This window comes from Catellicoccus marimammalium M35/04/3 (assembly GCF_000313915.1).
GTDB lineage: Bacteria > Bacillota > Bacilli > Lactobacillales > Catellicoccaceae > Catellicoccus > Catellicoccus marimammalium.
In genome coordinates, this window is record NZ_AMYT01000021.1 from 41161 (window position 1) to 56058 (window position 14898).

Genomic DNA, 14898 nt, shown 5'->3' on the forward strand with positions numbered 1-14898 from the left:
CATAAAAAGAGAGCTGAAATTCAGCTCTCTTTTACTATTATTCTGTAATTTCTTCTTCTGTTACCATTTGATATTTGGCATCTTTTGGTTGTAAGAAGAGTACTTCTTTTCCTTTTTGGAAAGTTCCTTTCACTGCCGCCATTTCTTGCATCGCGCGGTCGACTTCTGCTTTTTTCAATCCTTCTTTAAAGTAACGAGGACGGAAATGTTGCATTTTATTTTCACTAGTAACAAAAGTTAATACTAAATCACGATCTTTGACTTCCATGAGAAAAACCTCCTTCAAATGGTACTATGCTTCTTTTTCTGGAACGAGTTCATAAATTTCACGGCTAGCTCCATCATATTGTAAATCTTCCTTCATCAATTGATGGATTGCTTTACCAAAACGATGAATATTTTCATCACTGGCTTTTTCTGTTAAATAAGGCACAGAGACGTGCACTTTTTTCTCAGGATCTGCTACATAACTGAAATGATAAATGACATTTGCTTTTTCAAAATTTGACATTTTTAATCGCTCCTTTATGTTGATTGAAGCTCCCGGGCGCTTTCACTTATATATAAACGAATCAAAGATAAGATTTTTTGGGTAGAAACTGAAAAAAAATAAATTTTTTTTAATAGAGAATACAATGTTAAGTTATTTGCTATACAATGAAGGGGAAAATATAGATTAAGTGGAATAGAGGAAAAGGAATATGAAAAAGAAAATTTTGTGTTGTTTTTTGTCTATATTGTTAGTAGTTATTAATGTTTTACCTCTTAGTACCCCCTTTGTCTTTGCACAAACAAGGACTAATCTAAATGCTTCAGGGATTATTGATTCCATCACCATCGAACCCCATGATGTACAAGATGGAAGTAATGTCAAAGTTGAGGTTTCTTTCTCTGAGAAATCTTCGCAACAAATCAAACCTGGGGACACCCTTACTTTACAATTACCCAATGATAGTAGTGGTGCACTAGAGGCGTATAACCATAGTTATGATTTAAGAACGTCTGATGGTAAAACCATTGGCCGAGTAGTAATTTCTAATGGTCAGGTGCAAGTGACTTTCACTGATGAAGTTGAAAAACTAGACCATGTACATGGAAATTTTGAATTTACTTGTACTGCAAATAATAAAACAGGAAAAGATGGAACCGAAGGACGTCCAGTAACGATTACTAGTGATTTTGGTATTTCTGGAATTACTCCACCATCAGTTACGATCCAACCTTCAGAGACGGTTGGACCTGGAGGAGGTAAATATCCGTTTTATTATAAGACAGGGACCATTGAAAAAGATGCTAATCATGAGGTAACTTATTGGCTAAATGCGAATTTAAATAAAGACTATCTTTCTTCTGATATTGTGATTGAAGACCAAATTGGTTCAGGTCAAGAGATGCTATGGGATAAATGTGAAATTTATCTAGATAGTACGATGAATTCAGATAGTGCTCATAACTGCACACTAACCCCTCAAGAATTCGTCGAAAAAGGATATGGGAAAATCGAGTTAATCGATGGAGATAAAAATCATTTCAAAATCACTATTAATCAAGATAAAATTCGCTATACGACCGTAACAGTACGTTATCGTACAAAGATTACTGATTTATCACAAAAAGAATTTGAGAACCAATCAAAAGCTACTTACAAGAAGTTTTATGATAATCAACCAACTACAGACAATAGTAATATTTCCATCGACAATGTTTATCTTGGCGGTAGTGGTGGTGGAGATACTCCGACCAGTAAAACTGAACTGAATGTTAAAAAACAATGGATCGATGCCAATGACCAAGATGGAATTCGTCCAGAGTTCATCGAGGTACAATTATATGCCAATGGAAAACCAAAAGGAGAAAAAGTAGTTTTAAATGACAGTAATCATTGGTTTTACACTTGGAAAGATTTACCAACAAAAGAAAATGGACAAAAAATTGAATATACCGTTAAAGAAGTAAGTAATGTTCCAGGATACACCACAAAAGTGGAACGTGTAAATCGTTCTTTTTTAATTACCAATACGCATGAACCAGAAAAAACAGAAGTTCGGGGCTTAAAAGTATGGCAAGATAATCATAATCAAGATAATGTCCGCCCCTCTTCTATTATCGTTCGTCTATATGCGGATGGTGTCGAAGTAGATCAAAAAGTCGTGACGGGTGTGAGCGATGAATGGAAGTATGAATTTACAAATTTACCAAAATATAAAGACGGTAAAAAAATTCAATACATTGTCCGAGAAGATAAAATTCCTAATTATGTAAGTACAAATAAAGAAAGTATCATTGTGAATACACACAAACTGAATAAAACGAGCATTGATGTGTTAAAAGCTTGGGATGATAAAGACGATCAAGATGGCAAACGTCCAACTTCGATTCAAGTTCAATTGTACGCGAATGATACGATTAAGGTTGGTCATCCTGTAACTCTAAATGAAAATAATCATTGGAGTTACAGTTGGGACGGATTAGATGAAAATAAAGATGGCAAAAAAATTCGTTACAGTGTCAAAGAAATTTCTAAGATTCCAGGATATGAGACTTCTATTACAGATGAAGGGAATGGTACCTTTGTCATTACTAACCGTCATGAAGTAGAATATACCTCCATCAAAGGTAAGAAAATTTGGCGCGATGGACAAGACCAAGATAAACAACGTCCAGCGAAATTAATGATTCACTTGTATGCCAACGGAAAAGAAGTTTCTACTCAAGTGATTACAGGAACAGGAGATACATGGAACTATGAATTTACCCATCTGCCAAAATATGAAAATGGGAAAGAAATTCAATATACCGTTACAGAAGACCGAATTCCTAATTACACAGGTCAAATTGAAGGAACTACGATTACCAATACACATAGTCCTAATGAAACACATATCAGTGTATTAAAACGTTGGGAAGATGAAGGAAATCAAGATGGAAAACGTCCTTCCTCGATTCAGGTTCAACTTTATGCGAATGGAAAAGAGAAAGGTACTCCTATCACTTTAGATGAAAAAAATAAATGGAGCTACACGTGGGATCATTTACCTCAAAATGAAGCAGGAAAAGAAATTCATTACGAAGTCAAAGAAATTTCTAACGTTCCAGGCTATACTTCTAGCCAAACCATTCGTCCGGATGGCACGATTGTTTTGACTAATACTTATGCGCCAGAACAAACTGAGATTAAAGGAAAGAAAATTTGGCAAGACCATAATAATGAAGACCAAAAACGTCCCAAGGCGATTTTAGTTTTCTTATATGCCGACGGTGTTCAAGTAGATAAACAATTAGTACATGGAGAAGGAAATGAATGGCAATTTTCTTTCAAAAATCTGCCAAAATATAAAGAGGGCAAAGAAATTCATTATTCCATCAAAGAAGAGAAAGTTCCAGAATATACAACAAAAATTGAAGGAACCACCATTACAAATACGTATCAACCAGAGACAACTCAGATCTCGGTGAAAAAAGAATGGAAAGATGATAATAATGCGGAAAATAAACGTCCTTCCTCAATTCAAGTACAATTGTATGCTAATGGAAAACCACAAGGAGAAGCGATTGAACTCAATGAAAAAAATCACTGGTCTTATCAATGGACAGGATTGAAAGAAAATGAGACAGGCAAAAAAATCATTTATACGGTCAAGGAAAAATCGATACCAAAAGATTATACAAGTACAGTGACCAAAGAAGGACTGACTTCATTTATTATTGTGAATACTTTTGTCCCGCCAGTGACTCCACCAGTCACACCACCAGAAAAACCAGAAACAACAGAAATTCGAGGGGAAAAAGTGTGGGAAGACCATCATAATCAAGATGGAGTAAGACCAGAATCGATTGAGATTCATCTTTATGCCAACGGAAAAGAAGTGGCGAAAAAAGAAGTGACAGGTACAGGTGATCGTTGGTCTTATGAATTTACGAATTTACCAAAATTTGAAGAGGGAAAAGAAATTCAATATACAGTGACCGAAGATAAAATTCCAAATTATACAGGAAAAATTGAAGGCACGACCATCACCAATACCCATGCGCCAAATGAGACGCATCTAACCGTGATGAAGCGTTGGGAAGATAACAACAATGAAGATAAAAAGCGTCCAGAAGCCATTAAAGTTCAATTGTATGCGGATGGAAAAGAAAAAGGAGAACCTGTTTTCTTAAATGAAGAGAACCAATGGAGTTATACTTGGAGTCATTTGCCAGAAAAGGTAGATGGGAAAAAAGTAAACTATGAAGTAAAAGAAGTAACAAAAGTACTAGGTTATGAAACGAGTCAAAAAGTAGGAGAAGATGGCACAGTGGTCATTATAAATACATATACAAAACCACCAAAACCACCCGTTCCACCGGTGACTCCGCCAGTAGAAAGTTCTGATACGGAGTCGACAAAAGAAGATGCGACAGAATCTTCTGTTCCTGTAGAGAGCACAGAAACAACGACTCCAATCGAATCAACAGAAACAACAAAACCAGTGGAATCTACAGAAAGTACAGAAACAACTTCTTCCACTCATAGTACCGAATCAAGTACAACAGAAGAAAGTGAATCTTCTACTTCTTCATCATCAGAAAGTACAAGAGAAGGAGAAATCTTTCCACCAAAAACAAGTTCTTCAGCCAAACCAACAAAAGAAGAACGCAAAGAAAAGGGAAAATTACCTCAAACAGGAACTCGTTCTTCTTTAGAATTTATTCTAGTGGGATGGGCTTTGGTTTCAAGTGCGGTCATTTTATTCTTTTTATATAAAAAATATCGTTCTTAGATAAAAAGCGAACATTTCTTCGATGAAGAAGAGATGTTCGTTTCTTTTTTATAATAAATAAGAAAAAACCGGTCGGATAAACTTGCAAGCGATAAGAAAAATCGCTAGTATTAATAATGAATATAAGAAGAAAGAGGAATAACTAATGAGTGATAAAGTTCGTGTGCGTTATGCACCAAGTCCAACAGGGCATTTACATATTGGGAATGCTCGTACAGCCTTATTTAACTATTTATTTGCGCGTCACAATGATGGCGAAATGGTAATCCGTATTGAAGATACAGATACAAAACGCAATATTGAAAATGGGGAACAAAGCCAATTAGAAAACTTAGAATGGTTAGGGGTAGATTGGGATGAAAGCCCAGCAAACCCTGGAAAATTTGGTCCTTATCGTCAATCAGAACGTAAAGATATTTACATGCGTTACATCAATGAATTATTAGAAAAAGGATTGGCGTATAAATGCTACTGCACTGAGGAAGAATTAGAACAAGAACGTGAAGCACAACGTGAACGTGGAGAAATGCCTCATTATGCAGGAACTTGTGCTCATTTAACAAAAGAACAAGAAGCTGCTTATGAAGCAGAAGGAAAAGAATATGTTATTCGTTTCCGTGTACCAGAAGGAAGAACGTACGCTTGGGACGATATGGTAAAAGGAAATATTTCTATCGATAGTAAGAGTGTAGGAGGAGATTTTGTCATCTTAAAACGTGACGGCATGCCTACTTACAACTTTGCGGTAGTTATCGATGATCACTTAATGGAAATTACTCATGTTTTACGTGGGGATGACCATATCGCCAACACACCAAAACAAATGATGATTTATGAAGCATTAGGATGGGACGTTCCTCAATTTGGTCATATGACATTAATCATCAACAGCGAAACAGGGAAAAAATTATCTAAACGTGATGAAACCATTTTACAATTCATCGAACAATATCGTGATTTAGGATACTTACCAGAAGCAATGTTCAACTTTATTGCTTTATTAGGTTGGTCTCCAGAAGGGGAAGACGAAATCTTCTCTAAAGAACAATTAATTTCTTTATTCGATGAACATCGTTTAAGTAAATCTCCAGCTGCGTTTGATGCTAAAAAATTAGAGTGGATTAACAACCACTACATGAAAGAATTAACCTTAGATGAAGCAACTGCTCTTTGCCTACCATTCTTACAAAAAGAAGGATTAGTGGAAGAACATCCATCAGAAGAAAAAATGGCTTGGGTTAAAGAATTAGTAGCGTTATATCAACCACAAATGTCTTATGGCGCAGAAATCGTTCCTTTATCTGAATTATTCTTTGCGGACTATCCAACATTAGGCGATGTAGAAAAAGAAGTCTTAAAAGAAGAAACAGCTCCAGTAGTCATTGAAGCTTTCATGAATAAAGTAGAAGCAATGCCAGCAGAAGACTTAGATGCTCCTGCAGTCAAAGCAATGCTAAAAGAAGTACAAAAAGAAACGAAAGTAAAAGGACGCGGTTTATTTATGCCAATCCGTGTCGCAACCACAGGTGTGATGCATGGACCAGATTTACCTGGAACCATCTCTTTATTAGGAAAAGAAAAAACATTAAGTCACTTGAAAGAAGTATTAGGTAAGTAAGGAGAGGCAGGATTTCCTGCCTCCCTTTCTTATAAAGAGCGACTTTTAGAAACGAGGTTAGTATGAAACTTTATAATACAGAATCCCGACAAAAAGAAGAATTTATTCCTTTAGAAGAAGGAAAAGTAAAAATGTATGTCTGCGGTCCAACCGTTTATAACTACATTCATATTGGAAATGCTCGTAGTGCAGTAGCTTTTGATGTGATTCGTCGTTACTTGATGTATCGTGGCTATGAAGTAGAATATATTTCTAACTTCACAGATGTTGATGATAAAATCATCCGTCGTGCCAATGAGTTAAATATTTCTCCTGTAGAAGTAGCGAACCGTTATATTGAAGCTTACAAAGAAGATACGGCAGCGTTAAATGTTTTACCTGCAACTCAAAATCCACGTGTAATGGATTATATGGATCAAATCATTGCTTATATTTCTGATTTAATCGAAAAAGGCTATGCCTATGAAAGTGATGGCGATGTGTACTTTTCTACTCGTTCTTTTGCGGACTATGGAAAATTAAGTCATCAATCAATTGACGAATTAGAAGTAGGTGCTAGCCAACGCACAGGAGAAGAACAAAGTAAGAAAAAAGATCCTTTAGATTTTGCGTTATGGAAACAAGCCAAACCAGGCGAAATCAAATGGGAATCTCCATTTGGGGAAGGTCGTCCAGGATGGCATATTGAATGTTCCGTAATGGCAAACTCTATTTTAGGAGAAACGATTGATATTCACGGTGGTGGACAAGACTTAGAGTTCCCACACCATGAAAATGAAATTGCGCAAAGTGAATGTCATAATCACGCTACTTTTGCTCATTATTGGTTACATAATGGATATGTTACCGTTGGCGATGGGGAAAAGATGAGTAAGTCTTTAGGAAACTTCACTACCGTGCGTGATTTGTTAGAAAAAATGCCAGGGAATGACTTACGTTTCTTTATGGCAACGACGCATTACCGTCGCCCATTACAATTTAGTGCTGAAACATTAGAAGAAGCCAAAAATAATATGGAGCGCTTACAAAATGCGGTGGAAACTTGCCGTTTTTATGAAAAAAATGCGGCAGAACAACAAGAAAAAGATCCGATTCATTTAACGATGATGGAAGGATTACGTGCTGCTTTCATCAATGCGATGGATGATGACTTTAACGTAGCCAACGGAATGACAGCCATTTACGAATTAGTGAAATGGGTCAACCAATATGTCAAAGAAGAACCAACAAGTAAAGTCGTGTTAGGAGACGCCTTAGCTTTATTTGCGGAATGGTATGACGTATTAGGTTTGACTTGGAAAGAAGAAGATTTATTAGATGAAGAAATCGAAGCGTTAATTGAAAAACGCAACGAAGCACGTAAAAATAAAGATTTTGCGACGAGTGATGCCATTCGTGATGAATTAAAAGAAAAAGGAATTCTATTAGACGATACTCGTCAAGGAACGAAATGGAGACGTGTGTAATGGCAGTAGATTATAAACAATTAAATGGCCTTGCCTTAGCATATGTGGGAGATGCGGTATATGAGCAATATATTCGTGATTATTTAGTCTCTCAAGGAAAAACAAGACCGAATCAATTGCATCATGCAGCAACTCGTTTTGTTTCTGCCAAAGGACAAGCGCGTTTAATGAAACAATTATTAGAAGAAAACTGGTTAACGGAAGAAGAAGAATTAATTTATCGTCGTGGACGCAATGCTAAAAGTCATACGGCAGCGAAAAATGCCGATATTACAACCTATCGTATTGCGACAGGATTTGAAGCGTTAGTAGGCTATCTTCACTTAACCGGTCAAAAAGAACGAGAACAAGAATTATGTCAATGGTGTATTGATAAAGGGGAAAAACATGGAAAATAAAGAAGAAAATATCGTTTTTGGTCGCCATGCGGTATTCGAAGCGCTTCAACAAGGAAAAGGAGATAAACTCTTTGTCCAACAAGAATTAAAAGGAGAAAAAATCCAACAAATTTTAGCAAAAGCCAAAGAAAAGAAAGTTCCAGTGGTCAAACAACCAAAAGCGAACTTAGAAAAAATGGCGGAAAAAGGCAATCACCAAGGAGTTGTCTTACGAACGACTCCTTTTGCCTACGCTGATTTTGTAAGCACAGTAAAAGCGATTTGTGAACAAAAAGAAGATCCCTTCTTTTTAATTTTAGATCGTATTGAAGATCCTCATAATCTCGGTTCGATTTTACGAACTTGTGATGCGACAGGAGTCGATGGAGTGATTATTCCTAAACATCGTGCTTGTGGAATTACACCAATTGTCGCTAAAACTTCTACAGGGGCAATTGAACATGTTCCTGTCATGCGAGTAACCAACTTAACGCAAGCGGTGAAAAAATTAAAAGACGAAGGATTTTGGATCTTTGGAACAGACATGCAAGGGTCTGATTACCGTAGCTGGAATGTTTCTGGCAAAGTGGCGTTAATTATTGGGAATGAAGGAAAAGGGATGCAAGCGACATTGAAAAAAGAAGTCGATGAACTATTAACCATTCCAATGGTTGGACATGTGCAAAGTTTAAATGCAAGTGTGGCTTCTGGTTTATTGCTTTATGAAATGTATCGTTTCCGTCATCCTTTAGGCAAATGAAGCACCAAGTATTGATTGTCGATGGCTATAACATGATTGGAGCTTGGCCCAATTTGATTCCTTTCAAGAAAAAAGATGAATTAGAAGAGGCAAGAGAAGCGCTCCTCAAAGATTTATCAGAATATGCGAAGTTTAAAGGAATAGAAGTCATCGTTGTTTTTGATGCTCAGTTTGTCCCAGGAATTACACAAACTTATGAGCAGTATAAGCTACAAGTTGTTTTTACGGCCAAAGATGAAACGGCAGATACGTATATTGAAGCACTGGCAAAAGAACGAATGAATGTCTTAACTCAAGTCACTGTAGCAACGAGTGATTTGGCAGAACAGTGGCAAATTTTTTCCGTCGGAGCCTTACGAAAATCTGCTCGAGAACTTTATAAAGACGTTCATCGAGAAAAAAAGGCGATTGAAAAAGAAGCGTATCAAACACAGTTTCAAAATTATAAACGCAATGTCCCTTGGGATGAAACACAACTGGATTCTTTACAACAATTAATGGAGAATTTACAAGGGAAAGACTGAGGGTTGTTTTGTTTTTTTATTGCGTTATAATGGTGGTGTTCGCTAGAAGATAGGAGCGAGCAATGATTGCCTACACACTACGTCATGTCTATTGTTGTTCCCAACAAATAGAGTACTATTTTTGTTACCTTTGTCATCTTACCTATCATGCGATGTATCGAGCAAAACAAAAATATCATCTTTATTATTGGGACGAACAAGACCGGGAGCAGGAGGCAATGATTGTTCTGTTTCAATTAATTCACCAATTTCAAGATAAAAGAAGTTGGAAAAACCAAGATTTTGAACGTGTCTTTTTTAGCTACTTTCATCACAGTTTGTCCAATCATTTTTTAAATGAGTGGCGTTATGAAAGAGCAGCCAAACGCAATGTGAATCAAACGACGACTTGGGTAGAACAAGAGAGTCTGACGTATTGTGAAGTAGACACGTATGAAGCTATCGTAACGCAATTATGGTGGCAACAATCCATTTGTACGATAGCAACGTATGAAGTTTGTCAATTACTCCTTTCTCGTTTGGAAGGAAAATCTTTACGCACTTGTTCAAAAGAACTTCATCGTGGAACAAAATATACGACAATGTTGCTAAAACAAATTAAAGAACAACTACAATGAGAGTGGATTTCCACTCTCTTTTTTGTAAAATCCGACAGTTTTATTCGGAAAAATTCGTTTTGTTTTGAACCGAATGAATTAAAACGAAGGTATTTTTCCGTTTGTTCGCTCATTTATGATATAATAAAACGAACAATAAAAGGATGGAGAGAAATGGTGGAAGTAAAAGAAACGGCTTGGGGAAAAATCAATATTGCCTTGAATATTCAAGGGAGTCGCATGGATGGATATCATGATGTACAAACCGTAATGACGAGTGTCGATCTAGCAGATCATCTCTCTTTTTCACTGCGAGAAGATGGGAAAATCCAGCTAGAAATGGATAATAGTTTTTTACCGCGCGATGGTAGGAACTATATTCTACAGGCAGCCACGCTCTTACAAGAAACCTATGGTATTGTTCAAGGAGCGAATATTTCGTTATATAAAAAAATTCCTGTTTCTGCAGGAATGGGTGGTGGTAGCAGTGATGCTGCAGCGACATTGCGAGGATTAAATCGTTTATGGCAAATTAACGCTCCATTAGAAGAGCTCGCACGAATTGGGGCAGATATTGGGAGCGATGTCGTTTATTGTTTATATTCTTCCACTGCTTATGCGGAAGGAATTGGCAATGAATTAACGTTTTTACCTAAGATGCCACATTGTTATTTATTACTAGCAAAACCGGCAGTAAGTATTTCAACGCCAAAAGTTTTCCAGGCGTTATCTTTAGAATCACTTCCGATTTGCGAAGTGCAAAAGGTACGAGAAGGAATAGAAATGGGCGACTACGCAGAGATTTGCCATTATGCTGGGAATGATTTAGAACCTGTGACGACTCAACTATGTCCTGAACTATTGCGGATTCGTAAAACGTTAGAAAAAGTAGGGGCGGATGCCGTATTTATGTCGGGTACTGGACCTACGATGGTAGGTTTATTTAAAAAGGAACAAAAAGCACAGCGAGCAATGAATGCTTTACGTGGTTTTTGTAAAGAAATTTATTTAACACGACCCGTTCATCAAAGGAGGAATGAGGATGAGTGATCCATATTTAGTCGTTGATAACTTACAATTTTCTTATGATAAAACACCAGTCTTAAGCCATATCTCTTTTGATGTGAAACCAGGAGAATTTGTGGTGTTAACCGGAGAAAATGGAGCCGCAAAATCAACGTTACTAAAAAATATTTTAGGCTTATTAAAACCCAAAAAAGGGTCGGTTCATTTGGCCGCTAAAAATATTGATGGGAAAAAGATGGTAACGGGATACATTCCCCAACAAATTGCGTCCTTTAATGCAGGATTTCCAAGTACAGTATTAGAACTTGTGCAATCCGGACGTTATCCTCGTGGGAAATGGTTCCGTCGTTTAACCAAAGAAGACCATCAGCGAGTAGAAAAAGCATTACAATCAGTTGGTATGTGGGATTATCGTCATCGTCGAATTGGCGAACTTTCTGGTGGACAAAAACAGCGAATTTGTTTAGCTCGTTTATTCGCATTAGATCCAGATTTATTAATTTTAGATGAACCAACGACAGGAATGGACGATGAGACTCGCCATAAATTTTATGAATTATTGCGCCATAATGCGCATGAGCACCATAAAGCAATTTTGATGGTTACCCATGATTATGAAGAAATTGAGCCTTATATTGACCGTCAAATTCATCTTGTGCGGAAGGAGGATTGTCCATGGAGATGTTTTCATATGCATTCATGATTCGGGCTTTATTTGCCTCTTTATGTATGGCTGTATTAGCTCCATTATTGGGCGTTTTTTTAGTTACAAGACGACAATCATTAATGGCAGATACATTAAGCCATGTTTCTTTAGCAGGAATTGCCCTTGGCTTCTTTTTAGGAGTGAATCCAACGATTACTACGTTAGCGATTGTTATTTTAGCCGCTGTGCTTTTAGAGATTTTGCGTTTTATGTATAAATCTTATTCAGAAATTTCTACCGTCATGATAATGTCTGGTGGATTAGCACTCGCTTTATTATTAATGGGCTTATCCGATGATGCGCCGATGAAAATTAATCAATTTTTATTTGGTTCCATCATTACGATTTCAAACGCACAAGTCGTTTTATTGTTAGTATTAACGTTAACGATGTTAGTACTATTTCTTTTATTTAAGCGTCCCATGTATGTGTTAACCTTTGATGAAGACATTGCCCATGTAGATCAATTACCGGTGCGCTTTATGTCTTTATTATTTAATATCTTTACTGGGGTAGCGATTACCATTATGATTCCAATTGCTGGGTCTTTATTAGTGTCTGCGGTTATGATTTTACCTGCCGCAATTGGAATGAAACTAGGGAAAAGTTTTAATAGTGTGGTCTTTTATGGCATTGGAATTGGTCTTTTAGGAATGATTGGCGGATTAGTCACTTCTTACCAATTAGATGTCGCTCCAGGAGCCATGATTACCTTAATTTTTATTGGCTTATTTTTACTTTGTTCACTTGGCCAGTGGATGATTCGCAAAGTACGATCATAGGAGGAAATAGAATGAGTGAAGAGCACATGAAAATTCGTAGAAGTAGTCGTTTAGTCGATATGACCTATTATTTTTTAGAACGTCCTTATCAATTAACACCGTTGACTTATTTTGCCAAACGCTACTCTTCTGCCAAATCTTCTATTAGTGAAGACTTAGCCATCATTAAAAAGACGTTTGCGGAACGTGGCATTGGAGTATTAGAAACGTTACCTGGAGCAGCAGGTGGAGTGCGCTATATTCCTAAAATGACGGATGCGGAAGCACGAGCATTTTTACAATCGCTTTGTGACCGTCTTTCAGAAAAAGACCGTTTGCTTCCAGGGGGATATGTTTTCTTATCTGACTTACTAGGGGACCCAAAAATTTTACGTGAAATTGGACGCTTAATTGCTAGTAAGTATGGCGAACAAAAAGTAGATGCCGTCATGACGGTGGCAACAAAAGGAATTCCGATTGCTCAAGCCGTAGCTTCTTATTTGAACGTTCCTTTTGTGATTGTCCGTCGTGATTCCAAAATTACTGAAGGCTCTACGGTTAGTGTCAATTATGTTTCTGGCTCTAGTGCCCGAGTCGAAAAAATGGAATTATCCAAACGTAGCTTAAAAGAAGGTAGTCGTGTGCTTGTGGTGGATGATTTTATGAAAGGTGGCGGTACCGTAAACGGTATGAAGAGTATGATTGAAGAGTTTAATGCCACTTTAGTAGGGATTGTCGTTTTTGCGGCTTCTTCTTTTAAAGGAAATCGCTTAGTGGATGACTATACTTCTCTATTAAGTGTAGAAAAAGTGGATGTTCCAACCAAAACCATTACGGTAGTTCCAGGAAATTACATGGAATTATTATAAAAAGAAAAGATGAAAATTAGAAAGTATGAGGGGGAAAAACGATGAATCGTTATGTTGTCGTTTTAGCAGCAGGACAAGGAACACGTATGAAATCTAAATTATATAAAGTGTTACATCCTGTGGCAGGAAAATCAATGGTAGACCATGTGGTTTCCCAAGCAGAAGAAATTCAACCAGAAAAAATTGTTACGGTGGTTGGATGTGGAGCAGAAAAAGTTCAATCTTTATTACAAGACCGTGTAGAATATGCGTTACAAGAAGAGCAATTAGGAACGGGACATGCCGTATTGCAAACTGCTCCAATGTTAGAAGGAAAAGAAGGCACAACGTTAGTTATTTGTGGTGATACACCATTATTACAAGCAAGTACATTACAAGCCTTATTTGAAGAACATGAAGCAAGTAAAGCCAAAGCAACGATTTTATCTGCGTTTATGGAAGACCCAACAGGATATGGCCGTATTGTGCGCGATGAAAACGGTGCGGTGCAAAAAATTGTCGAACAAAAAGATGCGACAGAAGAAGAAAAAGCAATTCAAGAGATCAATACTGGAACTTATTGCTTTGATAATGAAGCATTATTTACTATGTTACATCAAGTGGGAAATGATAATGCTCAAGGTGAATATTACTTACCAGATGTGATTGGGCTATTACAAAATGCTGGGGAAAAAGTAAGTGCTCACATTATGGAAGACCCAGAAGAATCTTTAGGGGTTAACGACCGTGTAGCTTTAGCAAAAGCAAACCAAAGCATGTTTTTACGTAATGCGATTGCTCATATGCGCAATGGCGTAACAATTGTTGATCCAAGTCACACTTATATTGAAAATGATGTTGTGATTGGTGCTGATACAGTGATTGAACCTAATGTTCAATTAAAAGGAAAAACAGTGATTGGTTCCGATTGTTTCATTGGCAGTAACTCTGTTATTGTCGATAGTGAATTAGCCGATGAAGTAGCGATTTATGCTTCTCATTTAGAACAAGCAAAAGTAGGTCGTGGTTCTGATGTTGGACCAATGGCTCGTTTACGTCCAAATGCAGAATTAAAAGAACGTGTTCACATTGGAAACTTTGTAGAAGTGAAAAATGCGACGATTGGAAATGGAACCAAAGCAGGACACTTAGCATATATTGGGGATGCCACACTTGGTGAAAACATCAATGTTGGTTGTGGTGCTATTTTTGTCAACTATGATGGTGTCAATAAACACCATAGTGATATTGAAGATGGCGCATTCATTGGTTCTAATGCCAATATTGTTTCTCCTGTTCATGTTGGGAAAGATGCCTTTATCGCTGCTGGTTCTACCATTAATAAAGATGTACCTAGTGAAGCAATGGCGATTGCTCGTGAACGTCAAACAAATAAAGAAGAATATGTTCACCAATTACCACAATTTAAAAAATAAAAAAAGGGAAGGCGAAG

The 14898-nt window shown here is 37.0% G+C and carries 14 protein-coding genes; 12 read left to right on the plus strand and 2 right to left on the minus strand.

Going from position 1 to position 14898, the window contains the following annotated elements; genetic code table 11:
• Positions 1–37 precede the first annotated feature (37 nt).
• Together C683_RS05025 and C683_RS05030 are read right to left on the minus strand one after the other, a co-directional pair.
• Positions 38–268, minus strand: a complete 231-nt coding sequence (locus C683_RS05025; protein WP_009491566.1) for a DUF2922 domain-containing protein — start codon at positions 266–268, stop codon at positions 38–40.
• Positions 269–292: 24 nt separating this feature from the next.
• Positions 293–511 carry a hypothetical protein gene (locus tag C683_RS05030; protein WP_009491568.1) on the minus strand — a complete coding sequence of 73 codons (219 nt, stop codon included), beginning with the start codon at positions 509–511 and terminating at the stop codon, positions 293–295.
• Positions 512–701: 190 nt separating this feature from the next.
• Here C683_RS05030 and C683_RS06405 point away from each other — a divergent pair, with 190 nt between their 5' ends.
• The 12 genes from C683_RS06405 to glmU all read left to right on the plus strand — a co-directional run bounded on the left by C683_RS06405 (position 702) and on the right by glmU (position 14881).
• A complete protein-coding gene (locus C683_RS06405) occupies positions 702–4763 on the plus strand; it encodes a Cna B-type domain-containing protein (RefSeq protein WP_051011336.1) in 4062 nt (1353 codons plus the stop codon).
• 145 nt (positions 4764–4908) lie between these two features.
• On the plus strand, positions 4909–6381 hold the full coding sequence (gene gltX, locus C683_RS05040; RefSeq protein WP_009491572.1) for a glutamate--tRNA ligase: 1473 nt from the start codon (positions 4909–4911) through the stop codon (positions 6379–6381).
• A gap of 62 nt (positions 6382–6443) precedes the next feature.
• A complete protein-coding gene (gene cysS / locus C683_RS05045; protein WP_009491573.1) occupies positions 6444–7847 on the plus strand; it encodes a cysteine--tRNA ligase in 1404 nt (467 codons plus the stop codon).
• Positions 7847–8245 carry a Mini-ribonuclease 3 gene (locus tag C683_RS05050; protein ID WP_009491574.1) on the plus strand — a complete coding sequence of 133 codons (399 nt, stop codon included), beginning with the start codon at positions 7847–7849 and terminating at the stop codon, positions 8243–8245. The genes cysS and C683_RS05050 overlap by 1 nt, the downstream gene beginning before the upstream one ends.
• On the plus strand, positions 8217–8984 hold the full coding sequence (gene rlmB, locus C683_RS05055) for a 23S rRNA (guanosine(2251)-2'-O)-methyltransferase RlmB (protein ID WP_415710388.1): 768 nt from the start codon (positions 8217–8219) through the stop codon (positions 8982–8984). Before C683_RS05050 ends, rlmB begins: the two co-directional genes overlap by 29 nt.
• The gene (locus tag C683_RS05060) at positions 8981–9508 is read left to right on the plus strand and encodes an NYN domain-containing protein (RefSeq protein WP_040388727.1); all 528 of its coding nucleotides are present in this window, start codon (positions 8981–8983) and stop codon (positions 9506–9508) included. Before rlmB ends, C683_RS05060 begins: the two co-directional genes overlap by 4 nt.
• Positions 9509–9570: 62 nt before the next feature.
• On the plus strand, positions 9571–10125 hold the full coding sequence (locus C683_RS05065; protein WP_009491577.1) for a hypothetical protein: 555 nt from the start codon (positions 9571–9573) through the stop codon (positions 10123–10125).
• 153 nt (positions 10126–10278) lie between these two features.
• A complete protein-coding gene (ispE, locus tag C683_RS05070; RefSeq protein ID WP_009491579.1) occupies positions 10279–11154 on the plus strand; it encodes a 4-(cytidine 5'-diphospho)-2-C-methyl-D-erythritol kinase in 876 nt (291 codons plus the stop codon).
• Positions 11147–11833, plus strand: coding sequence for a metal ABC transporter ATP-binding protein (locus tag C683_RS05075; protein ID WP_009491581.1), 687 nt, complete (start codon positions 11147–11149; stop codon positions 11831–11833). The genes ispE and C683_RS05075 overlap by 8 nt, the downstream gene beginning before the upstream one ends.
• Positions 11806–12618: a metal ABC transporter permease gene (locus C683_RS05080; protein ID WP_009491583.1), complete on the plus strand. Its 813-nt coding sequence runs from the start codon at positions 11806–11808 to the stop codon at positions 12616–12618. Before C683_RS05075 ends, C683_RS05080 begins: the two co-directional genes overlap by 28 nt.
• A 26-nt stretch (positions 12619–12644) precedes the next feature.
• Entirely contained in the window at positions 12645–13466 is an 822-nt protein-coding gene (purR, locus tag C683_RS05085; RefSeq protein WP_040388743.1) for a pur operon repressor, read from the plus strand.
• 41 nt (positions 13467–13507) lie between these two features.
• Positions 13508–14881: a bifunctional UDP-N-acetylglucosamine diphosphorylase/glucosamine-1-phosphate N-acetyltransferase GlmU gene (gene glmU, locus C683_RS05090; protein WP_009491587.1), complete on the plus strand. Its 1374-nt coding sequence runs from the start codon at positions 13508–13510 to the stop codon at positions 14879–14881.
• The last annotated feature ends 17 nt before the right edge of the window (positions 14882–14898 follow it).